This window comes from Janthinobacterium rivuli, assembly GCF_009208735.1.
GTDB lineage: Bacteria > Pseudomonadota > Gammaproteobacteria > Burkholderiales > Burkholderiaceae_D > Janthinobacterium.
Genome location: NZ_WFLJ01000009.1, coordinates 1 through 24,112 on the forward strand (window position 1 = coordinate 1; position 24,112 = coordinate 24,112).

Genomic DNA, 24,112 nt, shown 5'->3' on the forward strand with positions numbered 1-24,112 from the left:
TCGACTGTTAATTGTTAAAGAACTGTATTCGGTACTGCTTTCGCGCTATCGACAAAGCGTTGTGTTTGTCAGCTGCGAAGAAGGAAGAGTATGAAGCGTTTGCAGCATTTCGTCAACCTTCTTTTTCTACTATCCAGCCCCTGAAGGCCGTCCCCTTTGTGCCGCAAACCAGTGCGTCTCATCGGGGAGGCGAATCATATCAAAGACCATCGAAGTTTGGCAAGCGCTTTTCCAGGAAAGCGTGCATGCCTTCTTTTTGCGCAGGCGTCCCGAAGGCGGCCTGGAACAGGCGGCGCTCGTAGGCGACACCATCGGTCAAGGTCGTTTCGAAGGCGCGGTTGACGCAATCTTTGATCATCATGGCCACCGAGGTCGGCATGGCGGCGATGGTCTTGGCGGCGGCCAAGGTTTCTTCCAGTAATTTATCGGCAGGCACCACGCGCGACACCAGGCCGATGCGTTCCGCCTCGACAGCGTCGATGGTGCGCGCCGTCAGCAGCAGATCCATGGCCTTGGCCTTGCCGATGGCGCGCGGCAGACGCTGCGTGCCGCCCGCGCCCGGCGTGACGCCGACCTTGATTTCCGGCTGGCCGAATTTGGCGCTGTCGGCGGCGATCAGGAAATCGCACATCATGGCCAGTTCACAACCGCCACCAAGCGCGTAGCCAGCCACGGCGCCCACCACCGGTTTGCGCACGCGCAAGATATGCTCCCAGTTGCGGCTGATATAACCCTGGGTAAAGGTATCGGGATACGTGTAATCGGCCATGGCGGCGATATCGGCGCCGGCGGCAAACGCTTTTTCGCTGCCCGTGAGCACGATACAGCCGATATTGTCATCCGCGTCAAACTTCAGCAGGGCGTCGCCCAGCTCATTCATCATATTGTCGTTCAAGGCATTCAAGGCCTTCGGGCGATTCAGGCGGATGAGCGCCACTTTGTCCTGGATATCGATGATCAAGTCTTCGTATTGCATAGTGTCTCCTCTGGATGAACGGTGACAACGATTGTAGCGGCTAACGGCAGCGGCGCGACACGCGCGCTGCTATTATTGTGCGTCCGATCATCTTTTATCGAGCTGCGTATTTTCTCCTCCTTCTTTCAATACTGCGCCCACTACCTGCGCGGCGACGGCAGCGCCGCCAGCGTCAATTTCCGCCGCCTATGGTTCAGCAATGGCCTCAATTGCTTCGGCGCCCAGATCACCTCGCTGGCCCTGCCCCTGTGCGCGGTACTCTTGCTGCATGCGACGCCGGAACAGATGGGCGTGCTGGTCGCCCTGCAGGCGCTGCCGTTCGCCCTCTTCGGCTTGCCCGTCGGCGTGCTGCTGGATCGGCGTAGCAAGCACCCGATCATGCTGTTCAGCGAAAGCATGTCCGGCCTGGCCCTGGCCAGCGTGGCCGTGGCTTACTGGTGCGGCGTGCTGTCGATGCCGTGGTTATATATAGTGGGGTTCATCATCGGCACGGGCTTCGTCGTCGGTGGCGGCGCCGAGCAGGTCTTCTTGACTTTCCTGGTGGGCCGCGATGGCTTGATCGATGCGCAGTCGAAATTCGCCGCCACCGAATCGGCTTCACGGCTGATCGGCCCCGGCCTGGCCGGCGTGCTGGTGCAGGTCTTGTCCGCGCCCGTCGCCATCCTGTGCACGGCTTGCGGTTATCTGATTTCCGTCTTCAATTTGCGCGCCATGAGCGTGCGCGACCCGCGACCTGCGCCCTCCGACAAGCACGCCCTGCGCGACATCGCCGACGGCTTGCTGTTTGTCTGGCGCGAACCACTGCTGCGCGCGCTGGCCTGGGGCGCCGGAATCTGGCACTTCCTGTTTTACGCCAGCATGGCCTTGACGGTGCTGTTCGCCACGCGCGACCTGGGCATGAGCCCTGGCGTGCTGGGCATGACGCAGATGCTGGGCGGCGCCGGCGTCCTGCTCAGCGCCTTCATCGTCAAACCGCTGACGAAGCGCTATGGCGCCGGCCGCACCATCCTGATCGGCCTGGCATCGACCTCGCTCTGCTTTGCCCTGACGCCAACGATTCCGGCAGCACTGTTCGGCAGCGCGGCCGCCAGCGCCGTGGCGTATGCCATATTGATGTTCTTTTTCGATTGCGGCGTGATGCTGTTCTTTATTCCCTACCTGGGCTTGCGCCAGAAGGTCACGCCCGACCCCATGCTGGGCCGCATGACATCGACCATGCGCTTCCTGACGGTGGCGACGGCGCCGCTGGGCGCGCTGGCCGCCGGCTGGATAGCGGAACACTTTGGTGTGCGCAATGGCCTGGCCTGCATCGCGGCAGGCAGCATCCTGTTGACGATTGCCATGGTGTGGGGCACGCCGCTGCGTAGCGTGCGCACCTGAAGCGATGAACGGGCATACACTGCTAAAAGATTGCCTTGGCGACACTATTCATGCCAAAGCTTGCGAGGTTTGATTTACATCAAGGTTTTAGTTGATGTAAATCCATAAGCTGTCTGACATCACTTGAGGAGCACGCCATGTTTAACACCATCTTATTTCCCACCGACGGTTCGCCGTTGTCCGATAAAGCCGCCGAGACCGCCCTCGCCTTCGCCCAATTGAACAAGGCCAAGCTGGTCGCCATCAGCGTGGTGCAACCTTTCCCGTTCTCGCCGATGGCCGACGGCGGCATCGTGCTCGACGCCAGCCTGTATGAACAGCAGATGCAGGAAGCGTCGCAACGCGCCATCGACAAGATCGGCGCGGCGGCACGCGCCGCCGGCGTGCCCTTCGAAGGCGTGGTGGCCGTGTCACCGAGTCCGCACGACGAAATCGTCAATGCGGCGCAAACCCACCATTGCGACATCATCCTGATGGCCTCGCATGGCCGCAAGGGCTTGAACAAGCTGTTCGTGGGCAGCGAAACACAAAAAGTGCTGGCGCATACCCACCTGCCCGTCATGGTGCTGCGCTAACCTTGCGCTAGATCATCACCCCCTGGCGTCGCGCGCAACAACTCAGCGCGCCGGCGCCTGTTTCGGCAACAGCACCCACACGGCGCCGCTCTGCTTCATGCGGCCCGCATTCTCGGCCGCTTCCGCGCCAAAGCCAAAGAAATAATCGACACGGATCGGCCCGCGAATGGCGCCGCCCGTATCCTGCGCCATCACCAGGCGCTGCATGGGAATCTCGCTATTGGCTTGCGTGGTGGACAGGAACACGGGCGCGCCCAGCGGCAGGAAGCGCGAATCGATGGCCACCGAGCGCTGCGGCGTCAGCGGCACGCCCAGCGCCCCCTTCGGCCCCACTTTCGGATCGGGCAGGCGCTCTTCCTTGAAGAAGACATAGCTCGGATTGGCGTTGAACAATTCATCCTTGCGCGTGGGGTGGCCGGCGATCCAAGCCTTGATGCCTTGCGCCGACGCCTGGCTCAACGTCAGCTCGCCCTTGTCGACCAGGTAGCGGCCGATCGATTTGTAGGGATGGCCGTTCTGGTCCGCGTACGCCACGCGCACGGTTTCCTGCGTATCGGTCAGCTGCACGCGCCCGGAACCTTGCACTTGCAGGAAGAACGCCTCGACTTCGTCATCGACCCATAGCAATTCCTTGCCCGTGACGGAGGTGGCGCGCTCGATGTCGGCGCGGGTCGCGTACGGTATCACCTTCTTGCCGACCAGCTTGCCGCGCAAGCGCATGTTCTTCAATTCCGGATACACGCCGGCCAGGTCGACCGAGACCAGGTCGTCGGGCACCTTGTACAGCGGTGTCTGGTACGGGCCGCCGCGCTTGCGCGCACCGTGCAGCAACGGTTCGTAATAGCCGGTGACGAGGCCCGTGCTGGCACCATCGGCGGTGACGACTTGATTCGGCACAAAGAAGGTCTCGAAGAACAGGCGGATGGCCTTGTCGCTGTCGGCATTCACCTGGCGCGCGATCGTGCACGATTCCTTCCAGTCAGGACGCTTCACCAGCACGCCGCACGAAGCCATGAACGCTGGCCAGGCGGCGCGCATGTCGTCGCGGGCCCAGCCGGGCAAGGCGGCAAACTTGGCGGGCACGAAGGTGGGAGCGGCCACATCCGTGGCCTCCTTGGCGTCGGCCGGCTTGGCCGGCACTGGCTTGACGACGGTCGGAGCGATGGCCGGCGCCTTGCCGCCGGTGGCGGCAGGCGGCGCGGACGGCGTGGTGCAGGCGGACAAGGCAAGCGCGACGGCGCCAATTGAAACGGGTAGACTACCGCGTGTAAAGAGATGGCGGGTAAATACTAAGCTGCGGGTAAATAACATAGGGGTGCGTATGTGGATCTTGATGATAGAGGCGCTGGTGGCGTTCTTCTTGCTGGCATTCATAGTCTGGTGGACCATGTATTCGGGTAAAAAACCCGCACCGCCGGCACGCAAGCAGCTCAGTGAAGAGCAGGACGCCACCGAAAAACTGAAATAAGGGGGCAAGCCCCCCCCGGCGTTTCCTTAATGCAGGGTACGCGGCACCGACAGCACGAACTCGGGAATCGGCGCTTCGAACTGATGGCCGTCTTCGGCCACGCAAAAGTATTCGCCGTGCATCGAGCCTTGCGGCGTGCCCAGCATCGTGCCGCTCGTGTATTCGAACTGTTCGCCCGGCTGCAGCAGCGGCTGGTGGCCCACGGCGCCCAGGCCGCGCACCTCTTCCACCTTGTTGTTCGCATCCGTGATGACCCAGTGGCGCGAAATCAGTTGCGCGCCAACGGTCCCCGTGTTGACGACGCGGATCGTGTAGCTGAACACGTGCCGCCCCTGGTCCGGTGCCGATTGATCGGGCAGATATTGCGTCTTGACCGTTACCGTAAATTCATAAGTCGCCATCGTCATTCCTATTCAGACATTGCCAGTCGTATATTGCGTCGCGTGTACCTGATTGGCCACCGCGCGCCATGTATTCTGTGTTTCATTAAGGCATGGTAGCGGCGTCAGGCGTAAAATAGCGCAAATCGCATTTTCTATCCTTTGGCTACTTCACCATGACAACATTCCGTATCGCTCCCAGCATCCTGTCCGCCGACTTTGCCCGCCTGGGCGAGGAAGTGCGCAACGTCGTCACCGCAGGCGCCGACATCATCCACTTCGACGTGATGGATAACCATTACGTACCAAACCTGACCATCGGTCCGCTGGTGTGCGAAGCGATCCGCCCACACGTGCAAGTGCCCATCGATGTGCATCTGATGGTCAAGCCTGTCGATCGCATTATCCCGGATTTCGCCAAGGCTGGCGCGAACATCATCACCTTTCACCCGGAAGCGTCGGATCACGTCGACCGTTCCCTGCAGCTGATCCGCGACAATGGCTGTAAATCGGGCCTGGTGTTCAACCCGGGCACGCCGCTGCACTACCTGGAACACGTGATGGACAAGATCGACATCATCCTGATCATGTCCGTCAACCCGGGCTTCGGCGGCCAGTCCTTCATTCCGCAGGCGCTGAAGAAAATCGCCGAAGCGCGCCGCATGATCGACGAGTCGGGCCGTGACATCATGCTGGAAGTCGATGGCGGCATCAAGATCGACAACATCGCCGCCGCCGCCGCCGCCGGCGCCGACACCTTTGTCGCCGGCTCGGCCATCTTCGGCAAGCCGGATTACAAGGCCGTCATCGACGCCATGCGCGCCGAGCTGGCATCCGTCAAGGGCGCCTGATGCAAGCGGGCACGGTGAAAGACCACGTATTGGCCGGCGTGCGCGCCGCCATCATCGACCTCGATGGCACGATGCTCGACACCGTGCCCGATTTTCATGTCGCCATCAATGGCATGCGCGCCGAACTGGACCTGGCGCCCATCAGCGCCGACGCCATCAAGCTGATGGTGGGCAAGGGCTCGGAAAACCTGATCCGCACCGTGCTGGCGCTCGACTTCGACGCGGCCGGTGTGGAGCAGCATTTCGAGCAGGCGATGGACGGTTACCAGCGCCACTACCTGGCCATCAACGGCCAGTTCAGCACCCTGTATCCGGACGTGGAAGCGGGGCTGGCGGCGATGCAGGCGGCGGGCTTGCGCCTGGCCTGCGTCACCAACAAGCCGATCGCCTTCGCCCTGCCCCTGCTGAAGCTGAAAAACCTGGACCAGTATTTCGAGATCGTCTATGGCGGCGACTCGCTGCCGCAGAAAAAACCGCACCCCATGCCGCTGCTGCAAGTGTGCGCGGACTTCGACCTGCCGCCCGCCAAAGTGGTGGCCATCGGCGACTCCTCGAATGACGCGCAAGCGGCCAGGGCTGCGGCTTGCCCCGTACTGACGGTACCGTATGGCTACAATCACGGACACTCTATACACGATACCGATTCCGATGGTATAGTAAAGACACTGCTCGAAGCAGCCCGTTTTATTGGCATGCAAAACTAACCGGCATACTGACCAAACCCAACACCATATCGTGAACACGTTTCTCATCAAAAAACACAATGTCACCCAAACCGGCTCGATTGAGGCCTGGCTTTGGCGACGCTGGCAATCCTGGCAGGCTTAAGGGCCGAGCCGTTACGATTGCTGCCGGTTGCACACACCTCGTTTGCGCATATTGCGCATGTTGCGTGTCCCGGCAAGTTTTTTGATAACCCACCGCAGGGTTTGTGCACTATGCACACGCATACCCTGACGGCATGGAGAGAAACATGACCGAACTCGAATTCAAATCGCTGGGCCAGCAAGGCTACAACCGCATCCCCCTGATCGCGGAAGCGTTCGCCGACCTGGAAACCCCGCTCACCCTGTACCTGAAACTGGCACAGGCCCAACAAGGCGGCAAGAACACCTTTCTGCTCGAATCCGTCGTCGGCGGCGAACGCTTCGGCCGCTATTCCTTCATCGGCTTGCCCGCCACGACCGTATTACGCAGCTATGGCAAACGCACCGAAATCGTCAAGAACGGCAGCGTGATCGAAGAACACGAAGGCAATCCGCTCGACTTCATCGAACAATTCCAGTCGCGCTTCAAGGTGGCCCTGCGCCCTGGCATGCCGCGCTTCTGCGGCGGCCTGGCCGGCTACTTCGGCTACGACACCGTGCGCCACATCGAGAAAAAACTCGCCGGCGGCGCGCCGAAGGATGACTTGAAGCTGCCCGACATCCAGCTGATGGTGACCGAGGAACTGGCCGTCATCGACAACCTGTCCGGCAAGCTCTACCTGATCGTGTATGCCGACACCACGCAGCCCGAATCGTTTTCGAAAGCACAGCAGCGCCTGAAGGACTTGCGCATGATGCTGCGCCGCGGCATCGATGCGCCCGTGACCAGCGCTTCCGTGCGCACGGAAACCATCCGCGACTTTTCCAAGGAAGATTACCTGAAGGCCGTCGCCAAGGCGCATGAATACGTGATGGCGGGCGACCTGATGCAGGTGCAGATTGGCCAGCGCATCCGCAAACCTTACGTCGACTCGCCGCTGACCTTGTACCGCGCCTTGCGTTCGCTCAACCCGTCGCCGTATATGTACTTCTATAATTTCGGCGACATGCAGATCATCGGCGCCTCACCCGAGATTTTGGTGCGCAACGAAACGACGGCGGACGGCGGCAAGAAAGTCACCCTGCGCCCGATCGCCGGTACCCGTCCGCGCGGCGCCACGCCGGAACGCGACGCCGAATTGTCGGCCGAGCTGCTGGCCGACCCGAAAGAGATCGCCGAGCACGTGATGCTGATCGACCTGGCGCGCAACGACATCGGCCGCATCGCCGAGACGGGCAGCGTGCAAGTCACCGACCGCATGGTCATCGAAAAATACTCGCACGTGCAGCACATCGTCTCGAACGTGGAAGGCAAGCTGAAAGACGGCCTGTCGAACCTGGACGTGCTGCGCGCGACCTTCCCCGCCGGCACCCTGACGGGCGCGCCGAAAGTGCGTGCCATGGAAGTGATCGACGAACTGGAAATCACCAAGCGCGGCATCTACGGCGGCGCCTGCGGCTACCTGTCGTTTGGCGGCGAAATGGATGTGGCGATCGCCATCCGCACGGGCGTGGTCAAGGACGGCATGCTGTACGTGCAGGCCGCGGCCGGCATCGTGGCCGACTCCATTCCCGAAATGGAATGGCAGGAAACGGAAAACAAGGCGCGTGCCGTACTGCGCGCCGCCGAACAAGTGCAAGATGGCCTGGATGGAGGGTTTTAAGATGCTGCTGATGATCGACAACTACGACTCCTTCACCTACAACATCGTGCAGTATTTCGGCGAATTGGGCGAAGACGTGCGGGTCTACCGCAATGATGAAATCACGATCGCACAGATCGAGGCGCTGAACCCGGACCGCATCTGCATCTCGCCCGGACCGAAAGCGCCGGCACAGGCGGGCATTTCCGTGGAAGTGCTCAGGCACTTCGCCGGCAAGAAGCCGATACTGGGCGTGTGCCTGGGCCACCAGGCCATCGGCGAAGCGTTTGGCGGCAAGGTCATTCGCGCCAAGCAGGTCATGCATGGCAAGACTTCCTTCATCGCGCATACGGGCGTGGGCGTATTCAAGGACATCCCCAGCCCCTTCACAGTGATCCGCTACCACTCCTTGGCGATCGAACGCGCCTCGCTGCCTTCCTGCCTGGAAGTGACGGCGTGGACGGACGACGGCGAAATCATGGGCGTGCGCCACCGGGAATACGATATCGAGGGCGTGCAGTTCCACCCCGAATCGATCCTCTCGGAGCACGGCCACGCCCTGCTGAAGAATTTCCTCGAGCGCTGATTCCCTGCGCACGCCCCGGCGTGCCATCAGTGTCCTCCTGCGCCATCATTGAAGAAGGAAGCATCATGCCGATCACCCCACAAGAAGCCCTGCTGCGCTGCATCGAACACCGCGAGATCTTTCACGACGAAATGCTGTACCTGTTCCGCCAGATCATGTCCGGCGAAATGTCCCCCACCATGATCGCGGCCCTGACCATGGGCTTGCGCGTGAAAAAGGAAACCATCGGCGAAATCGCCGCCGCCGCGCAAGTGATGCGCGAGTTTTCCACCAAGGTGCCCATGGCCGACACCACCAACCTGCTCGACATCGTCGGCACGGGCGGCGACGGCGCGCACACGTTCAACATTTCCACCGCCTCGATGTTCGTGGCGGCGGCCGCCGGCGCGCGCGTGGCCAAGCATGGCGGGCGCAGCGTGTCATCCTCGTCCGGCAGCGCCGACGTGCTCGATTCCTTGGGCGTCAACATCAACCTGCAGCCCGAGCAGATCGCCCAGTCGATCGCGCAAACGGGCATCGGTTTCATGTACGCGCCCAACCACCACGCGGCCATGAAGCATGCGGCGCCCGTGCGCCGCGAGCTGGGCGTGCGCACGATCTTCAATATCCTCGGACCGCTGACCAATCCCGCCGGCGCGCCGAACATTCTGATGGGCGTATTCCACGCCGACCTGGTCGGCATCCAGGTGCGCGTGCTGCAGCGCCTGGGCGCGCAGCATGCCATCGTCGTGTATGGCCGCGACAATATGGATGAAGTGTCGCTCGGTGCGGCCACCATGGTGGGTGAACTGATCAACGGCGAAATCCGCGAGTATGAAATCCATCCCGAAGACTTCGGCATGTCGATGATCGCCAGCCGCAACCTGAAAGTGGCCGATTCCGTCGAGTCGAAGGCGAAGATGATGGAAGCGCTGCGCGGCGAGCCTGGCGCGGCCGCCGACATCGTCGCCCTGAACGCGGGCACGGCGCTGTACGCGGCCGGCGTGGCCAGTTCGATCGAAGACGGCCTGGCGCGTGCGCGCAGCGCCGTCAGCTCCGGCGCGGCCCTGGCAAAACTGGAACAGTTCGTGCAGGTCACGCAGCAGCTGGGCACACCAAAGCAAGCGTAAGCTCCCCCCGCCCTCCTTGATAGAATAACGACCATCATGTCCGACATACTCGATAAAATCCTGGCCGTGAAGGCCGATGAAGTAGCCAAGGCCAAGGCCCACCGCAGCCTGGCCAGCTTGCGCGGAGACGTGGAAAGCGACGGCGCCCTGCGCGCCGGCCTGCGCGGTTTTGAAGCGAGCCTGCGCCAGCACATCGCGGCCGGCAAGCCCGGCATCATCGCCGAAGTGAAAAAGGCCTCGCCGTCGAAAGGCGTGATCCGCGCCGACTTCCGCCCCGCCGACATCGCCGCCAGCTATGCGGCGCATGGCGCGGCCTGCCTGTCCGTGCTGACGGACGAACAGTTCTTCCAGGGTTCCGTGGCCTATCTGCAGCAGGCGCGTGCCGCCTGCGCCATCCCCGTGCTGCGCAAGGATTTCATGGTCGACATGTACCAGATCTATGAAGCGCGGGCCATGGGCGCCGACTGCATCCTCTTGATCGTCGCGGCGCTCGACCATGGCCTGATGGCCGAGATGGAAGCGTGCGCCCACGAGCTGGGCATGGGCGTGCTGATCGAAAGCCACGACGGCGAAGAACTGACGGCGGCATTGAAACTCAAGAGCGCGCTGATCGGCATCAACAACCGCAACCTGCGCACCTTCGAGACCTCGCTCGACACGACCATCAAGCTCTTGCCGCGCATCCCGCAAGACAAATTGATCATCACGGAATCGGGCATCCACGGCACGGCCGACGTGCAACGCATGCGCGATGCGCACATCCACAGCTTCCTCGTGGGCGAAGCGTTCATGCGCGCGCCGGACCCCGGCGTGGAGCTGGAACGCCTGTTCAGCTAAACCATGGTAGGCTGGCAGCCATGAGACTCGCGATCACCGTCCTTGCCGCCGCTGTCCTGCTGTCGGCCTGCCAGAATGCCTCCCCGCCAGCGGGGGGCATGCCCATGCCTGTGGAGCGCACGGCCCCTGGCACGCCGGCCGCGATACAGCTCGCCGCCAACATCGACGCCTACAAGGCGCTGGTGGCGCAGCAGATCATGGCGGCCAACGGCGCATATACGTTCAGCGGGCGTCTGCCGCCCATGCTGCCGGCCATCGTCGTGCTCGACCTGAGCGTGGGCCCGGACGGCGAGCTGAAAAACGTGCATGTCCACCGTTCCCGCGACAGCGAAGCATCGGCCGCGGCGCTGGCTGCCGTCCGACGCGTGCCAGCGCTCTTTCCGCCGGCGGGACACCTGATGCGCCGCCACGCCAAGACCTTCGATTTTTCCGAAACCTTCCTCTTCAACGAGCAGTATCGATTCCAGCTGCGAACCTTGTCCGGTCCTCAGTAAACGCGCAAGCATCGAGTTCGATGCGATCGCGTCCCCGCTCCTTGGCCAGGTACAGGGCCGCATCGGCGCGCGACAGCAACTGTTCCAGTCCTTCCACCACCGATGCCCGGCAAGCGACGCCGATGCTGACCGTACAGGATGGCAAGCCCGCATGATTGGACTCGCGCAGCAAGGCGCGGATGCGTTCGGCCACGCCCAGCGCATCATGCGCCGGCATGTCCGGCATCAGCACGACGAACTCCTCGCCGCCGAAACGCGCCACGCAATCCGATTCGCGCAGGGCGCCACCGATGACGGTGGCCACATGCGCCAGCACCTGGTCACCCACCGCGTGACCGTAGCGGTCATTGATCGATTTGAAGTAATCGAGGTCGATGCTGAGCAATGTCAGCGGCAGGCGGCGGCGCCGCGGATTACCAATTTCCCGCGCATAGGCGTCGCCAAAGCCGCGCCGGTTCAGCACCTGCGTCAGCGGATCGTGGGTCGAGCGGCGCTCCAGTATCTGCTGCAGGCGGCGCGTCGCCACCGTCATGAAGCCCACCGTCAGCAGCAGCGCCATGAAATTGGCGACGGCCAGATAGATGCCGGCCGGCGTGCCGGCCACCGTCAGATTCACGCTGGCGCCGCCATGCAGCAAGGCCGCCACGCCGCGCGCCAGCACCACGACAGCTTGCAGCAGCATCAGCGCGGCAAAGAAAAAACTCGAAAAATGGCGCTCGCCATGGCGCCATACCAGCTGCACCTGGCGCGCATAAAACAGGAAGACCAGCAGGGAGAAGACCGCCACGCGCGCCGAGAAATCGGGGTGCACCAGCAGCCACCAGCTATTGCCGGCGATGGCCAGGACGAGTATGAACAGGTAAGCGCGGCGGCTGGGCGCCAGGCCAAAGAATGTCTCCGTGCCCAGCATCGACAGGCCGATGCCGGCCACCAGCGCCGCATTGGCCGCGATCATGGACAATGCCGGCGGCAGCACTTCACGGGTACCGAACAGTAGCGACGCGCACACGAGCAGCAACAAACCGGCCGCCCAATGCCCCAGGCCATGCACCTCGCGCCGGAAACTGCGATACACCGAGAACATGACGATGCTCATCGCCCCGCACATCAGGGTCGTCATCAGCATGATCGTTCGAGGATCGAGGGTTTGCACGTTGGACGCGATCTAAAAGAGACAGTTCGGCAATTTTAGTTTAGTTAAAGCAAAATTAGTTCATTTGCAGTAAATATGATGGCAAGCCGGCAGTATCGGCCGGAGATGTGCATTTGAGAAAATGTATCTTGAAAGAAGAAACCGGCCAGTGACGGCCGGTTTTCTGTCTTACTGCATGACAAACAACATCATGCGGCGCTAGGACGCTTCGGCCCCGTGGCCTTCTTTGGCGCCGGCAGCAGGGTCAAACTGACACCCGGCACGCGGTCGCCCTGCAGCACGGCCGCAAACGTCATCAGCTCATCGCGGCGGAAGGCGTGGATCGCCACCTTGGCGCCGACGGCATAGCGGCCCAGCAAAGTGTCGAGGTTGGCCGGGTTGCCCGTCACGCGCAAGCCGTCGACGGCCACCAGCACGTCGCCCGCCGACAGGCCTGCCACGTGGGCGGCGCCGCCCTGGTGCACCTGCGCCAGCTTGGCGTCGTTGCCGTCACGGCCCAGGTTGACGTCCAGGCTGGCTTTTTCCGCCTTGCGCGCGTCGCTGTATTTCACGCCGAACGGCGCCAGCAAGCGCGCCAGCGGCACGTCGTCCGTGCCGCGGATGTAGCGTTCGAAGAAGGGCTTCATGCGCGTGCCGGAGATTTCATCGAACAGGGCTTCGACTTCGGCCGGCGTCACGCCCCGGCCTTTTCCTTCTCCCTTGCCCTTGTAGAAATCGCGGCCATAGCGCTGCCACAGTGCCTGCATCACGTCGTCCAGCGACTGCTCGCCATTCGTCTTCGTGCGGATCGTCAGGTCGAAGGCCAGCGCGATCAGCGAACCCTTGGTGTAGTAGCTGACGATGGCGTTCGGCGCATTTTCATCCTGGCGGTAGTACTTGCCCCAGGCGTCGAAGCTGGAATCGGCCACGCTTTGCTTGGTGCGGCCGCTGCCGCGCAAGACGCTGTTGACGGTCTTGCCCAGCAGTTTGAAGTAGGCCGCCTCGTCGATCAGGCCCGCGCGCACCAGCATCAGGTCATCGTAATAGCTGGTGAAGCCTTCGAAGAGCCACAGCAGCGGCGAATAGCTTTCCGCCTGCAGGTTGTACGGCGCGAAGGCGGCGGGCTTGATGCGCTTGACGTTCCAGGTGTGGAAGTACTCGTGGCTGCACAGGCCCAGGAATTTCAGGTAGCCGTCGCCGATCTCGGTGCTGCTTGATGCGGTCGTCGGCAGGTCCGCGCGCGCGCAGATCAGCGCCGTCGAGGCGCGGTGTTCCAGGCCGCCGTAACCGTCGCCGACGGCCATGGTCATGAACACATAGCGGTCCATCGGCGCCTTTTTCGTCTTCGGCTCGAAGAAGGCGATCTGCGTTTCGCAGATGGCTTTCAGGTCGCGGCACAGGCGGTCCAGGTCCAGGTTCGGTACCTTGCCCGTGACGACGATATCGTGCGGCACGCCATATGCCGTGAAGGTGGCCAGCGCGAAGTCGCCCATCTCCACCGGGTGGTCGATCAGCTCATCGTAATTGGCCGCCTGGTAGCTGCCAAAGCCATAGCGCTTCGCCTTCAGTTCCGGCAGGGTGGTGGCCACGCGCCAGGTCTTGCAGGCGGCATCCTTCGGCTGCACGATGTGCACTTCATGGGCGTCGGATTCCTGTCCCAGCACGCGCAGGAACACACTGGTGCCGTTGAAGAAGCCGTGATTCTGGTCCAGGTGGGCGGCGCGTACGGACAAATCCCAGGCATACACGTCGTATTCGACCGTCAACGGGCCCTGGCACGGCGCGGCTTGCCACGAATGCTTGTCCAGTTTGCTCAGCGCCACGGCCTTGCCCTCGGACTCGGCGCGGATGCTGACGATGTTGCGCGAAAATTCGCGGATCATGTAGCTGCCCGGGATCCAGGCCGGCAAGGACAAGACCTGGCCGATGGCGGCCGGCGACTTGACGGTCAACGTCACCTTGAACATGTGGCCCGCCAGATCCGCTGCGGCGATGCTGTAGATAATGCCGGCGGCCGGCGTGGTTTTCACTGCGGTTTTCGCCGCGGCTTTGCTTGTGGCTTTGCCGCCCGCCTTGGCTCCCGCCTTGGCGGTGATTTTTTGAATCGGTGCTTTCTTCATGTTTTCCTCGTGTCTGGCATGGATGTTCTACAATCGCCCGGGTGCGCCAGGCACCGGCGACAAATCGTCAGGTGTATCAATATCGCGCAAGATGCCGCCGTCGTCCACTGTCACTTCGCAAACGGCATGGCTGTTGACGATGCTGCGCGCACCCTGGTCGCCATCGAGCGCCAGCAGCAGCGGCAAGTGAAAGGCACTGAACGCGACCGGATTGCCGCGCCGCCCCTGGAACACGGGCACGGCGATGCGCGCGCCATCGCCGATGGCGTGCGACAAGGCGGCGATTGTAGCCGCTTCCACATAAGGCATGTCGCCCAGGGCGATCAGCCAGCCCGGCGCGCAGCGCACGTATTCGATGGCGCAGGTGAGCGAGGCGGCCATGCCCGTGTCGGCATCATGGCAGACGCGCACCTCGCAGCCCAGCGCACCGAGCGCGCGGGCCACCTGCGTATCGTCGGCGCGCACCACGGCCAGCACGCGCGGCAAGGCCGCCAGCATGGCTTTTGCGGCCGCCGCCACCACGGGCAAACCCGCGTGCGGACCTTCCGTCAACGGCTGCAATAATTTGTTCTGTACGCCGGAAGGGTCAAACCTGCGTCCCCTTCCGGCTGCCAGCAAGATGCCGACCGTACTCAAGACACCACTGCCGTCATGCGGCCGCCAGGTCGAACGGCAGCTTGCGCAGGCGCTTGCCCGTCAGGGCGAACAGCGCATTGGCGAAGGCAGGCGCCAGCGGCGGCACGCCCGGCTCGCCCATGCCGGTCGGCGCATCGCCCGACGGCACCAGGTGCACTTCGATCACCGGCATGTCGGGCATGCGCGGCACCGGGTAGTCGCCGAAGTTCTGCTGCTCCACCACGCCATCCTTGAGCGTGATGGCGGCGCCCGGAATGGTCATGCCCAGCGCCATCAGCGCGGCGCCCTGCACTTGCGCCTCGATCGTCAACGGATTGACGGCCAGGTTGCAGTGCACGCCCGCCCACACCTGGTGCAGCTCGGGCGCGCCCTGGACCACGGATGCCGTCACCACGTAGGCCACCACGGAATTGAACGATTCATGCATGGCCACGCCCCAGGCTTGCCCCTTTGGCAGCTTCTTCCTGCCGTAGCCGGACTTGGCCACGGCCAGGTCCAGCGCGGCGATGTGGCGCGTGTGCCTGGCGTCGATCAGCTGCTTGCGGTAGGCGACGGGGTCCATCTTCGCCACGTGCGCCGCCTCGTCGATCAGGGTTTCCATGACGAAGGCCGTATGCGTCGAGCCGACGGAGCGCCACCACAGCACGGGCACGTTCGCCTTGGCCGTGTGCACGGACAGCTTCATCGGCAGGGTGTACGGCTCGCCCATGCCTTCGACCATGGTGCCGTCGACGCCATTTTTCACCATGAAGGCTTCGAACGGCGTGCCGGCCATGATGGACTGGCCCACGATGGTGTGGTCCCAGGCGAGGATCTTGCCTTTGGCGTCAAGGCCGATCTGCGCGCGGTGCACATGCGACGGCCGGTAGTAGCCGCCCTTGATGTCATCCTCGCGGCTCCACATCAGCTTCAACGGGCCGCTCTTGCCCGCCGCCCGGTACGCCTTGGCCACGTTGACGGCTTCGACCACATAGTCGGACGAGGGAACGGCGCGCCGACCGAAGCCGCCGCCGGCCATCATCGTGTGCAGGGTCACCTGCTCCGGTTTCAGGCCGGAGGTGGCGGCAATCGCCGCCTGGTCGCCCGTCTGGAACTGCGAGCCCACCCACATCGTGCATTTGTCCGCTTGCAGGTCGACGACGCAGTTGAGCGGTTCCATCGGCGCGTGCGCCAGGTAGGGAAATTCGTAGACGGCTTCGATCTTCTTCGGCGCCGAGGCCAGCTTGCCCATGTCGGCTGGCTTGGCGACCGTGCCTGGCGTCTTCGCCAGCGCCTTGAAGGCAGCCAGCTGCTGGTCGCTGCTGACCTTTTCCACGGCGCTCGTATCCCACTCGATCACCAGCGCATCGCGTCCCTGCTTGGCGGGCCAGTAGCCATCGGCGATGACGGCCACGCCGCTGCCGCCACGGTCAGTTTTCACTTCCAGTACTTCCAGCACGCCCTTGATGGCCTTGGCCTTGCTGGCGTCGAACTTCGCCACCCTGGCGCCAAACACGGGCGGGCGCGCCACCATCGCCACTTTCGCGCCGGGCGGCTTGAAGTCGATGCCGAACTGCTGTTTTCCCGTGGACTTGGCGGCCGCGTCGAGGCGTTTCACGGGTTTGCCGATGATGGCAAAGTCGCGCGGGTCCTTCAGCTTGACGGTAGCGGGCACCGGTTGACGCATGGCCGCGTCGGCAAGTTCGCCAAACGTCGCCTTTTGTCCGCCGGGGCCATACAGCACGCCCTTGGCGGCGCGCACCTGGTCAGGGTTGACTTTCCACTGCGCGGCGGCGGCGCCCACCAGCATGGCGCGCGCCTTGGCGCCGATTTCGCGGTACTGCGTGAACGAATGGGCGATGCTGCCCGAGCCGCCCGTCATCTGCATGCCGTAGGCGGCATCCTTGTACTGCTCGCCGGCGGGCGCCAGCGCGCCATGCACCAGGCTCCAGTCGGCGTCGAGTTCCTCGGCGATCAGCATGGGCAAGCTCGTTTGCACGCCCTGGCCGAATTCCAGCCGGTTCACCTGCACCGTCACCGTGTTATCGGGGGCGATGTGCAAGAAGGCGTTCGGCGCATACACGGGCTTGGCGGGTGCGGCATCGGCCGCCTGCGCCAGCTTGCCTGCGCCGGGCAGGAAAAAGCCCAGCATCAAGCCGCCGCCCGCCACCGCGCCGGCCTTCATGAAACCGCGCCGCGAGACGCCATCGGCCAGCGCCACCGGCGCCGATGCCAGCGCCGCGCCCAGGGTCACGCCGCCATGCTGCAATGCTTCCTGATTCAACCATTCGATACGCATGTCGCTCTCCTCAGGCCAGGGTCTTGGCCGCGTCCTTGATGGCTGCGCGGATCCGTTGATAGGTGCCGCAGCGGCAGATATTGCCGCTCATGGCGCCGTCGATGTCGGCGTCGCTGGGCGCCTTGTTGGTGCGCAGCAGCGCCGTGGCGCTCATCACCTGGCCGCTTTGACAGTAGCCGCATTGCGGCACGTCATGGCGCACCCACGCCGCCTGCACGGCCTTGCCCACCTGGTCGTTTTCCATCGCTTCGATGGTGGTGATCTTTTGCGCGCCGACCGAGGAAATCGGCGTGATGCAGGAGCGGATCGGCTGGCCGTCGAGGTGCACCGTGCAGGCGCCGCACAGGGCCGCGCCGCAACCGAATTTGGTGCCCGTCATGTTCAGGTTATCGCGCAGCGCCCACAGGATGGGCGTGGAAGGATCGGCGTCGACTTGCGTGTCGCGTCCGTTGATATTCAAGGTAATCATCTGCTGCTTCCCCTTTTTTGGATTGTTATGGCGTCTACAAACAACACTTGATGATACGACAGCGGAAATAAGTGCAAAAAAAAGCGCGCCTTGCGAGGGCGCGCCGTCCAGCCTTCCTGGCGACAGCCCGGATTACTTAATGGTCGAGAATTTCTGTTCCAGCGTCTTCGCATCGACCGCGCCCGGAATGCGGCTGCCGTCGGCAAAGAAGATGGCTGGCGTGCCCGAGACGCGCAATTGCTGGCCCAGGGCCAGGATTTTTTCATGCGGGTTGGCGCAAGTGGCGGCGACCGTGGCTGGCGCCTTGCCATTCAACATCCAGTCATCCCAGGCCTTGTTGCGGTCCGGCGCGCACCAGACATTGCGCGACTTGACGATGGAGTCAGGCGACAGGATGTTGTACATGAAGGTGTAGACGGTGACGTTGTCGATTTCCTTCAGCGCGTTCTGACGGAAGCGTTTGCAATAGCCGCAGTTCGGATCTTCGAACACGGCGATCACGCGCTTGCCATTGCCCTTGACGGTCTTCATGGCGGAATCGAGCGGCAGGTCGGAGAATTTGATGCGGTTGACTTCGTCCAGGCGTACCTTGGTCAGGTCTTGCGAGGTCTTGGCGTCGAAGACGTGGCCGACGAACAGGTATTGCGCGGCCTTGTCCGTGTACAGGATGTCGCCGCCCGTGCGCACTTCATACAGGCCGCCGTACGGCGTTTCCTTGACCGAATCGACCTTGGCGCCTTCGCCCAGGCGCGGCTCGATCAGCTTTTTGATGTTCGCTTCCGTTGGCGTTTCCGCGCCGGCGCACGACATCATCAGGCCCGAGGCCAGTACCAATGCGATTCTGCTCATTTTTATCACTATCACTTCTCCACTTGAAACGCCTGGCGGGACTCGCCTCTGGCCTGGCATCGTTATCTCTTTGACAAAACGATCGCCGCAGACCAGCTGCGGCGACCTTGAATTTTCACACCTGCCATTATCCGGCGATATCTTAAGATTCCCTGATATTTACTGATGCCCCAACGCGTGCGCAATCATTTTTCGCTTCAGGGCCGGCAATTTATCCAGCAAGTTTAATCCCAAATTGCGAACCACGCGCAACGGCTCCAGATCGGCGCCGAACAAACGCGCCAGGCCATCGGTCGCCAGCTGCATCAGCAGCACGTCTTCCTTGCGCGCGCGGGCATAGCGGGCCAGCACGCGTTCGTCGCCGATACCGCGGTGCGCTTCGCGTTCGCTGATCGTCTTGACCAGCTGCGCCACGTCGGCAAAGCCCAGGTTCATGCCGTGGCCGGCCATCGGGTGCACCACGTGGGCGGCGTCGCCTACCAGGGCCACGCGCGGCGCCACCATGGCGTGCGGACGCATCAGGGTCAGCGGAAACGCGCGCACCAGCTCCGGCTGCAGCGGCGTGAGCTTACCCAGCTTGTCGTGGCAGTAGGCGGCCAGGCGCGCGGCCAGCGCGTCGGCCGATTCGGACATGAGGGTGTCGGCCAGCGCATCGGGCGCCGACCAGACGAGGGAAACCCGGTCGCCCGGCAGCGGCAGCAGCGCGACGATGCCTTCGCTGCCCGTAAACCACTGGTGGGCCGCGCCATGGTGCGGCTTTTCGCAGGCGAAGTTGCTGACCACGCCGCGCTGGCCATAGGCGCGGTAATCGAGGCCGATGTCGCACTGGCCCCGCACCCACGACTGGGCGCCGTCCGCGCCCACTACCAATGCGCAAGTGATGGTGTCCTCGCCATCGAGGTGCACGATGGCCGAGTCGTCCGTCCATTCCAGGCGGCTGGCGCGGCCCTGCACCACGTTGACGTTCGGCGCGAATTTCAGGGCGGCGTCCAGCGCCTGGCCCAGGTTGCGGTCCTCGATGATCCACGCCAGCGTGCCCACATGGGCGCCGTAGGCGTCGAAACCGAGTCCGCCCGCCTGCGCGCCGTCGCCGTTGACCAGCATGGCGTCGACGGGCGCCACCCTGTCGGCCTCCAGGGCGCCCCACACCTTCAGCGACGACAGCAGCTGGTGCGCCGTGTGATTGAGCGCATACACGCGCACGTCCCAGCTGGCTTCGACCGGCTTGGCGACGGAAGCGGTTGTGGGTGGACTCACCGGGGATAACAGGGTGACGCTTTGTCCTGCCTGGGCAAACGCCAGCGCCGTGGTTTTCGCGATGGCGCCGTTGCCGACGATGCAAACGTCGCTGTGGCTATGCATGAAGCGCCGCATGGTAGGGGGAGTGGGACTGTTCATGCGGCCATTATAGCGTTTGCCCCACCCTTTTCAGATAGTCCGGAAGTACTGGACGCGTGCCCCAGATCAAGCGGCGCCATGAAATACGGGCAACACGTGGTCCGCGATCTCCTGCAAGGTCTCGGCCAGCGGACGGCGGTTCTGCCGCAGTTGCAAGCCGATGTGCCGCACGCCGGCGTCGCGCATGGCCGTCAACTCGGCGATCAGGCCGTCGCGCCCCGTGCGAGCGCCGAAGCGGAAACGCTGCAGCGGCAAGTGCGGATCGTCATCCAGGTCCAGGTGGATGAAGCTGACGTAAGGTTTATCTTCCCCGGCCACGGCGCGCCATTGCGCCGCGCGCCGCGCATGGTCATCCGGCGTGCCCGGATAGGCGAGCCAGCCGTCCATCTGCGCGCCGATCCACGCGGGCGACTGCTGCGCCAGCCCCGCCACCAGCAACGGCAAGGGCGCGGCCGGCTTGGGCAGCAGGCGGATGCCGGGCGGCAGGCGTATATCTCCCCAGTCGCGCAGCATGGCCACCTGCTCGCGGAAGGCGGCGCCGCGCTGCTCGAAGTCGCGGCCAAAGACGGGATACTCGACGGGCCGGTCGCCGCTGGCCACGCCCAGCAGCAAACGTCCGCCGCTCAGCTGATCGACGCTGGCCGCCGCCTTCAAGGTCAATACGGGTTCGCGCAGCGGCAGCACCACGGCGGCCGTGCCCAGCAGGATGTGCTCCGTGATGCCAGCCAGGTAGCCAAGATAGGTAAACACCTCGAAGACCTGGGCCGCGTCGCCGAATGACGGGTCGTACAAAGGCACGTCGCGCAGCCACAGGGCGCGGAAACCCAGGCGGTCGGCCAGCTTGGCCAGCGCCGCGTGCTGTTGCAGGTCCGGTTCACCCGGCACGCGGCCGGACGCCCCATTCGCCTGGCGTCCCGCGGACGACCAGTCATTATCGAGCGGCAGTTCCAGCCCGATGCTGAAACCGCCCTGCCCGAGCTTCGTCATGGCATCCATGTCAGTCCCACTGCGGCGCCAGGCCGTCCGGGTTGGCCAGACGTTCGCCCCGCTCCAGGGTCGCCATCTGCGCCATCTCGTCCGGCGACAGGGTGATGCGCTGGAAATGCAGGTTCGCTTCCAGGTTGGCGCGTTTGGTGGACGACGGGATCACGGCAAAGCCCTGCTGCAGCGACCAGCTCAAGGCCACCTGCGCCGGCGTCACGCCGTGCTTCGCGGCGATGGCGGCGATGGCGGGATCGGCCACCACCTTGCCATACGCGAGCGGCATGTAGGCCGTGATGTGGATGCCCTGGCTGCGCGCGAATTCGATGACGGTGCGGTTTTGCAGGAAGGGGTGGATCTCGACCTGCTGCGTGGCGATTTCCGCCGCTCCCACCGTGTCGATGGCTTGCCGCAGCTGCGCATTCGTGAAATTCGATACGCCGATGGCCCTGGTCAGCCCCTGCGCCTTGGCCTCCGCCAGCGCCGCCATGTAGTCGGCCACGGGAATGGCGTCCTGCGGCGACGGCCAGTGGATCAGGGTCAGGTCCAGCTGCTCCAGCTGCAGCTTGCGCAGGCTGTCCTTCAGGCTGGGAATCAGTTTGTCGCGCTGCAGGTTGTCGATCCATATCTTGGTGGTGACGAACAGGTCCTCGCGCGGGACGGGGCTGGCGGCAATCGCCTGGCCCACTTCGGCTTCATTGCCGTAGATTTGCGCCGTATCGATATGGCGGTAGCCGACGTCGAGGCCCGTGGTGACGGAATCGATGACGACCTGGCCCTGCAAACGGAAAGTGCCCAGGCCGATTTCAGGGATGGCGGTGCGATTTGTGGTGGCGTTCATGCGGTAATCCTCTCAAGTCAATGTCGATGGCCACACTATGCGCCCATCCTTTGTTGAGAAAAATACCGTTTACCTCAAATCATATTTGACTACCGAGCAAATAATGCAAGGCCGATCCGGGAAATGCAGGAAAAATCGCAGCCGGCTCTTGCATTCGCGTTTTGGTCTGCTATAATTCGCCACCTTGGCCTGGTAGCTCAGTCGGTAGAGCAGAGGATTGAAAATCCTTGTGTCGGTGGTTCGATTCCGCCCCGGGCCACCAAGAATTTGTTTTACGTTCAAAAACGCCACCTTCGGGTGGCGTTTTTGTTTGCGCAGCATTGTGTTACACACAAAAACGGGCCGTTTCCGGCCCGTCCGCTCCCCTCATCGGCGCACTTGGCGCCGGGCAATCACTCTATTACCACATCAAGTCATCCGGAATCTGGAACGCCGCATACGGATCGTCCTCATCCACTTGCGTGCTGGCCTGTTTCACGCGCACGACGATGGCCGGATCGCGTTCGGCGATCTTGTCGGCGATGATGCGCGGCACCAGTTCCACCGCGCCGCCCAGGCAGATGATGACCAGGCGGCCCGCCACCAGGTGGGCTTGCACGGCGGCCGTCACGTAGATGCGCTCGATCTTGTTATTAAATGTAAAGTTGTACGGCACGTCGCCGTTGTTGCCCTTGCTCTGGCGGTTCCTTTGCACCATTTGCGCGATCTGCGCCACGATGGCCTTCTGGTTGGCGGCCGCGTCGCGCTGGGCGTTCAGTTCACGCGCGCGTTCCGCGTTCTTGCGCTGGGTCTCGAGCGCGGCCAGGCGCACCTCGTCGACACTTTGCGTGCCGCTCTTGCGCTCGTCCTTTTTCTGCTTGCTCTTGTCCTGGTTGGCCAGCTTGACCTTCTTCTTGTCGACCAGGCCGGCCTTTAAAAACTGCTCTTGCAACGAGACCATAACTACTCCGTATTGAGGGTGCGCCGGCCAAGACAGCGGCATCGGCCGGTGGAAAGACGCTAGCATAGCAAAAAACAGGGGCGCCGCCGCCGCAAGATGGCTGCCCGGGCCGGCCGGCGAGCATCCAACGCCCGCCAGTAACAAAAAGACACACTCGCGTGGAAATTTTGTTGATAAATGTCATATAGTTAGTTACGTTCTGCATATCGGCTTCGCTGCCGGTTGCATGCCCCCCTTCCACTGACTGCGTCTACAAGGATTTGCCATGAAACAATTAATCGCCCTCTGCATCGCCGCCGCGTTTGCCAGCACCGCCTTTGCCGCCGCACCGGAAGCGGCGCCCGTCGCCAAGACGGCGCAACAGTCAAAAATGACCACCTGCAATGCGGACGCCGCCGGCAAGAAAGGCGATGAGCGCAAGGCCTTCATGAAGGAATGCCTGAGCGCCAAGCCGGCACCGGCGATGACGCAGCAAAACAAAATGAAGGCCTGCAATGCCGACGCCAAGGACATGAAGGGCGACGCCCGCAAGGCCTTCATGAAGGAATGCCTGAGCGCGCCAAAGAAATAAGCGCCTCGCCTGCCCGCCCCACAACGCCAGCGTCACGCTGGCGTTTTTTTCACGGCGAGGCGTACGCCTGCATGAGCCGGTCAAGGAAAACAAACAGCTTGTCGTTCATGGCGTGCCAGTCGTGTGTGCGCAGGACCGCCGGCGGCTGCACGAAGCGGTGCGACTCCAGCGCGGCCAGTTCGGCTTCCGATGCGGCGATCAGCCGTTCGACCACCTCCGGCGTGAACTCCATATGGCACTGGAAGCCGTACACCAGATTGCCGTATTCGATGATCTGGCGGGGCAGCCTTCGCTATAGGCGATGACCTTCGCGCCGTCAGTCAGGCCCGGCATATCGCTATGCCAATGCCCCGTTTCCACGACATCGCCGAAGTGGGCGAACTTGTCGTTCGCCCGTCCTTCCGCCGTCAGCATGACGGGGAACTTGCCGATCTCCTTTTCAGGGCTGTGTGCATGGCGCGCTCCCAGGGCTGCGCCTATCAGTTGCGCCCCCAGGCAGACGCCGACGACCGCCTTGCCCGCCGCGGCACATGCGGCAATCAGGGCCTGTTCGGCGGCGGCGTCGAAATGCGGACATTCCTCGCGCGTCGTCGACGGCGACTGCGGCCCGCCCATGACCACCAGCAGGTCGATGTCCGCGATGGAACGGGGCAGCGGCTCATGGGCATGGACGCGGGAATATGTGGCCGCGTAGCCGCGCTCGCGCACCCATGTCTCATAAGCGCCCGGCGCCTCGAACGCTTCATGCACGATGAAATGGACTTTCATGCTGCCCCCTTTCTGTGACGAGGA

General features: G+C 63.2%; 26 protein-coding genes and 1 tRNA gene. 12 read left to right on the forward strand and 15 right to left on the reverse strand.

Annotated features, from left to right (window positions below):
• Nucleotides 1-199: 199 nt before the first annotated feature.
• Entirely contained in the window at nt 200-976 is a 777-nt protein-coding gene (locus GCN78_RS13185; RefSeq protein WP_152252138.1) for an enoyl-CoA hydratase, read from the reverse strand.
• A 21-nt stretch (nt 977-997) separates the two neighbouring features.
• On the opposite strand from GCN78_RS13185, the gene GCN78_RS13190 reads away from it, so the two are divergent.
• A complete protein-coding gene (locus tag GCN78_RS13190; RefSeq protein WP_226939620.1) occupies nt 998-2,356 on the forward strand; it encodes an MFS transporter in 1,359 nt (452 codons plus the stop codon).
• Between the two features lie 137 nt (nt 2,357-2,493).
• Nucleotides 2,494-2,931, forward strand: coding sequence for a universal stress protein (locus GCN78_RS13195; RefSeq protein WP_131689922.1), 438 nt, complete (start codon nt 2,494-2,496; stop codon nt 2,929-2,931).
• Nucleotides 2,932-2,973: 42 nt separating this feature from the next.
• Here GCN78_RS13195 and mltA read toward each other — a convergent pair whose 3' ends face one another.
• A complete protein-coding gene (gene mltA, locus GCN78_RS13200) occupies nt 2,974-4,155 on the reverse strand; it encodes a murein transglycosylase A (protein WP_319633134.1) in 1,182 nt (393 codons plus the stop codon).
• A 97-nt stretch (nt 4,156-4,252) separates the two neighbouring features.
• Between mltA and GCN78_RS29335 the strand changes: the two genes are divergently transcribed.
• Nucleotides 4,253-4,399, forward strand: coding sequence for a hypothetical protein (locus tag GCN78_RS29335; protein WP_167468630.1), 147 nt, complete (start codon nt 4,253-4,255; stop codon nt 4,397-4,399).
• Between the two features lie 26 nt (nt 4,400-4,425).
• Here the strand turns inward: GCN78_RS29335 and apaG are convergent, their stop codons facing one another.
• Nucleotides 4,426-4,800: a Co2+/Mg2+ efflux protein ApaG gene (apaG, locus tag GCN78_RS13205; protein ID WP_152252139.1), complete on the reverse strand. Its 375-nt coding sequence runs from the start codon at nt 4,798-4,800 to the stop codon at nt 4,426-4,428.
• A gap of 155 nt (nt 4,801-4,955) precedes the next feature.
• Between apaG and rpe the strand changes: the two genes are divergently transcribed.
• The 7 genes from rpe (at nt 4,956) to GCN78_RS13240 (ending at nt 11,105) form a co-directional block, all read left to right on the forward strand.
• Entirely contained in the window at nt 4,956-5,630 is a 675-nt protein-coding gene (rpe, locus tag GCN78_RS13210; protein WP_070223781.1) for a ribulose-phosphate 3-epimerase, read from the forward strand.
• Nucleotides 5,630-6,334 (forward strand): phosphoglycolate phosphatase, encoded by a 705-nt coding sequence (locus GCN78_RS13215; protein WP_152252140.1) that lies wholly within the window; start codon nt 5,630-5,632, stop codon nt 6,332-6,334. Before rpe ends, GCN78_RS13215 begins: the two co-directional genes overlap by 1 nt.
• A gap of 269 nt (nt 6,335-6,603) precedes the next feature.
• On the forward strand, nt 6,604-8,100 hold the full coding sequence (trpE, locus tag GCN78_RS13220; RefSeq protein WP_152252141.1) for an anthranilate synthase component I: 1,497 nt from the start codon (nt 6,604-6,606) through the stop codon (nt 8,098-8,100).
• Nucleotide 8,101: 1 nt separating this feature from the next.
• Complete coding sequence (locus tag GCN78_RS13225; RefSeq protein WP_152252142.1) at nt 8,102-8,665, forward strand: aminodeoxychorismate/anthranilate synthase component II; 564 nt, start codon at nt 8,102-8,104, stop codon at nt 8,663-8,665.
• 65 nt (nt 8,666-8,730) lie between these two features.
• Nucleotides 8,731-9,774, forward strand: a complete 1,044-nt coding sequence (gene trpD, locus GCN78_RS13230) for an anthranilate phosphoribosyltransferase (RefSeq protein WP_152252143.1) — start codon at nt 8,731-8,733, stop codon at nt 9,772-9,774.
• Nucleotides 9,775-9,810: 36 nt separating this feature from the next.
• Nucleotides 9,811-10,611: an indole-3-glycerol phosphate synthase TrpC gene (gene trpC, locus GCN78_RS13235; RefSeq protein ID WP_152252144.1), complete on the forward strand. Its 801-nt coding sequence runs from the start codon at nt 9,811-9,813 to the stop codon at nt 10,609-10,611.
• Between the two features lie 20 nt (nt 10,612-10,631).
• A complete protein-coding gene (locus tag GCN78_RS13240; protein ID WP_152252145.1) occupies nt 10,632-11,105 on the forward strand; it encodes a hypothetical protein in 474 nt (157 codons plus the stop codon).
• On the opposite strand, the gene GCN78_RS13245 is transcribed toward GCN78_RS13240, so the two are convergent.
• The 9 genes from GCN78_RS13245 to dkgB form a co-directional block, all read right to left on the reverse strand.
• On the reverse strand, nt 11,056-12,231 hold the full coding sequence (locus tag GCN78_RS13245) for a GGDEF domain-containing protein (RefSeq protein ID WP_152252146.1): 1,176 nt from the start codon (nt 12,229-12,231) through the stop codon (nt 11,056-11,058). The two genes, GCN78_RS13240 and GCN78_RS13245, sit on opposite strands and share 50 nt — an antisense overlap.
• Before the next feature lie 215 nt (nt 12,232-12,446).
• Nucleotides 12,447-14,357 carry a M61 family metallopeptidase gene (locus GCN78_RS13250; RefSeq protein WP_226939621.1) on the reverse strand — a complete coding sequence of 637 codons (1,911 nt, stop codon included), beginning with the start codon at nt 14,355-14,357 and terminating at the stop codon, nt 12,447-12,449.
• 27 nt (nt 14,358-14,384) lie between these two features.
• Nucleotides 14,385-14,993, reverse strand: coding sequence for a nucleotidyltransferase family protein (locus GCN78_RS13255; RefSeq protein ID WP_152252147.1), 609 nt, complete (start codon nt 14,991-14,993; stop codon nt 14,385-14,387).
• Between the two features lie 13 nt (nt 14,994-15,006).
• Entirely contained in the window at nt 15,007-17,271 is a 2,265-nt protein-coding gene (locus GCN78_RS13260) for a xanthine dehydrogenase family protein molybdopterin-binding subunit (RefSeq protein ID WP_152252148.1), read from the reverse strand.
• Nucleotides 17,272-17,281: 10 nt separating this feature from the next.
• Complete coding sequence (locus tag GCN78_RS13265) at nt 17,282-17,740, reverse strand: (2Fe-2S)-binding protein (protein WP_034753534.1); 459 nt, start codon at nt 17,738-17,740, stop codon at nt 17,282-17,284.
• Between the two features lie 132 nt (nt 17,741-17,872).
• The gene (locus tag GCN78_RS13270) at nt 17,873-18,589 is read right to left on the reverse strand and encodes a DsbC family protein (RefSeq protein ID WP_034785648.1); all 717 of its coding nucleotides are present in this window, start codon (nt 18,587-18,589) and stop codon (nt 17,873-17,875) included.
• Nucleotides 18,590-18,748: 159 nt separating this feature from the next.
• The gene (locus GCN78_RS13275) at nt 18,749-19,987 is read right to left on the reverse strand and encodes an FAD-dependent monooxygenase (RefSeq protein ID WP_226939622.1); all 1,239 of its coding nucleotides are present in this window, start codon (nt 19,985-19,987) and stop codon (nt 18,749-18,751) included.
• Nucleotides 19,988-20,053: 66 nt separating this feature from the next.
• Nucleotides 20,054-20,983, reverse strand: coding sequence for an LLM class oxidoreductase (locus GCN78_RS13280; RefSeq protein ID WP_152252149.1), 930 nt, complete (start codon nt 20,981-20,983; stop codon nt 20,054-20,056).
• 1 nt (nt 20,984) lies between these two features.
• Entirely contained in the window at nt 20,985-21,809 is an 825-nt protein-coding gene (dkgB, locus tag GCN78_RS13285; RefSeq protein ID WP_152252150.1) for a 2,5-didehydrogluconate reductase DkgB, read from the reverse strand.
• 186 nt (nt 21,810-21,995) lie between these two features.
• Here dkgB and GCN78_RS13290 point away from each other — a divergent pair.
• Nucleotides 21,996-22,071, forward strand: a tRNA-Phe gene (locus GCN78_RS13290).
• Between the two features lie 138 nt (nt 22,072-22,209).
• On the opposite strand, the gene GCN78_RS13295 is transcribed toward GCN78_RS13290, so the two are convergent.
• Entirely contained in the window at nt 22,210-22,749 is a 540-nt protein-coding gene (locus GCN78_RS13295; protein WP_152252151.1) for a DUF2058 domain-containing protein, read from the reverse strand.
• 265 nt (nt 22,750-23,014) lie between these two features.
• Between GCN78_RS13295 and GCN78_RS13300 the strand changes: the two genes are divergently transcribed.
• Nucleotides 23,015-23,320, forward strand: a complete 306-nt coding sequence (locus GCN78_RS13300) for a PsiF family protein (RefSeq protein ID WP_152252152.1) — start codon at nt 23,015-23,017, stop codon at nt 23,318-23,320.
• A 49-nt stretch (nt 23,321-23,369) separates the two neighbouring features.
• On the opposite strand, the gene GCN78_RS29680 is transcribed toward GCN78_RS13300, so the two are convergent.
• Both GCN78_RS29680 and GCN78_RS13305 read right to left on the reverse strand, forming a co-directional pair.
• Entirely contained in the window at nt 23,370-23,552 is a 183-nt protein-coding gene (locus GCN78_RS29680; protein WP_226939623.1) for a hypothetical protein, read from the reverse strand.
• Nucleotides 23,519-24,088, reverse strand: a complete 570-nt coding sequence (locus tag GCN78_RS13305) for a glutamine amidotransferase-related protein (RefSeq protein WP_226939624.1) — start codon at nt 24,086-24,088, stop codon at nt 23,519-23,521. The genes GCN78_RS29680 and GCN78_RS13305 overlap by 34 nt, the downstream gene beginning before the upstream one ends.
• Nucleotides 24,089-24,112: the final 24 nt, after the last annotated feature.

What these genes read in the sequence shown, in the direction of transcription:
- GCN78_RS13185 (WP_152252138.1), bottom strand. Translation starts at nt 976, where the DNA reads ATGCAATACGAAGACTTGATCATCGATATCCAGGACAAAGTGGCGCTC.
- GCN78_RS13195 (WP_131689922.1), top strand. Translation starts at nt 2,494, where the DNA reads ATGTTTAACACCATCTTATTTCCCACCGACGGTTCGCCGTTGTCCGAT.
- GCN78_RS29335 (WP_167468630.1), top strand. Translation starts at nt 4,253, where the DNA reads ATGTGGATCTTGATGATAGAGGCGCTGGTGGCGTTCTTCTTGCTGGCA.
- apaG (WP_152252139.1), bottom strand. Translation starts at nt 4,800, where the DNA reads ATGGCGACTTATGAATTTACGGTAACGGTCAAGACGCAATATCTGCCC.
- rpe (WP_070223781.1), top strand. Translation starts at nt 4,956, where the DNA reads ATGACAACATTCCGTATCGCTCCCAGCATCCTGTCCGCCGACTTTGCC.
- GCN78_RS13215 (WP_152252140.1), top strand. Translation starts at nt 5,630, where the DNA reads ATGCAAGCGGGCACGGTGAAAGACCACGTATTGGCCGGCGTGCGCGCC.
- trpE (WP_152252141.1), top strand. Translation starts at nt 6,604, where the DNA reads ATGACCGAACTCGAATTCAAATCGCTGGGCCAGCAAGGCTACAACCGC.
- GCN78_RS13225 (WP_152252142.1), top strand. Translation starts at nt 8,102, where the DNA reads ATGCTGCTGATGATCGACAACTACGACTCCTTCACCTACAACATCGTG.
- trpD (WP_152252143.1), top strand. Translation starts at nt 8,731, where the DNA reads ATGCCGATCACCCCACAAGAAGCCCTGCTGCGCTGCATCGAACACCGC.
- trpC (WP_152252144.1), top strand. Translation starts at nt 9,811, where the DNA reads ATGTCCGACATACTCGATAAAATCCTGGCCGTGAAGGCCGATGAAGTA.
- GCN78_RS13240 (WP_152252145.1), top strand. Translation starts at nt 10,632, where the DNA reads ATGAGACTCGCGATCACCGTCCTTGCCGCCGCTGTCCTGCTGTCGGCC.
- GCN78_RS13245 (WP_152252146.1), bottom strand. Translation starts at nt 12,231, where the DNA reads ATGCTGATGACGACCCTGATGTGCGGGGCGATGAGCATCGTCATGTTC.
- GCN78_RS13250 (WP_226939621.1), bottom strand. Translation starts at nt 14,357, where the DNA reads ATGAAGAAAGCACCGATTCAAAAAATCACCGCCAAGGCGGGAGCCAAG.
- GCN78_RS13260 (WP_152252148.1), bottom strand. Translation starts at nt 17,271, where the DNA reads ATGCGTATCGAATGGTTGAATCAGGAAGCATTGCAGCATGGCGGCGTG.
- GCN78_RS13265 (WP_034753534.1), bottom strand. Translation starts at nt 17,740, where the DNA reads ATGATTACCTTGAATATCAACGGACGCGACACGCAAGTCGACGCCGAT.
- GCN78_RS13270 (WP_034785648.1), bottom strand. Translation starts at nt 18,589, where the DNA reads ATGAGCAGAATCGCATTGGTACTGGCCTCGGGCCTGATGATGTCGTGC.
- GCN78_RS13275 (WP_226939622.1), bottom strand. Translation starts at nt 19,987, where the DNA reads ATGAACAGTCCCACTCCCCCTACCATGCGGCGCTTCATGCATAGCCAC.
- GCN78_RS13280 (WP_152252149.1), bottom strand. Translation starts at nt 20,983, where the DNA reads ATGGATGCCATGACGAAGCTCGGGCAGGGCGGTTTCAGCATCGGGCTG.
- dkgB (WP_152252150.1), bottom strand. Translation starts at nt 21,809, where the DNA reads ATGAACGCCACCACAAATCGCACCGCCATCCCTGAAATCGGCCTGGGC.
- GCN78_RS13295 (WP_152252151.1), bottom strand. Translation starts at nt 22,749, where the DNA reads ATGGTCTCGTTGCAAGAGCAGTTTTTAAAGGCCGGCCTGGTCGACAAG.
- GCN78_RS13300 (WP_152252152.1), top strand. Translation starts at nt 23,015, where the DNA reads ATGAAACAATTAATCGCCCTCTGCATCGCCGCCGCGTTTGCCAGCACC.
- GCN78_RS29680 (WP_226939623.1), bottom strand. Translation starts at nt 23,552, where the DNA reads ATGGAGTTCACGCCGGAGGTGGTCGAACGGCTGATCGCCGCATCGGAA.
- GCN78_RS13305 (WP_226939624.1), bottom strand. Translation starts at nt 24,088, where the DNA reads ATGAAAGTCCATTTCATCGTGCATGAAGCGTTCGAGGCGCCGGGCGCT.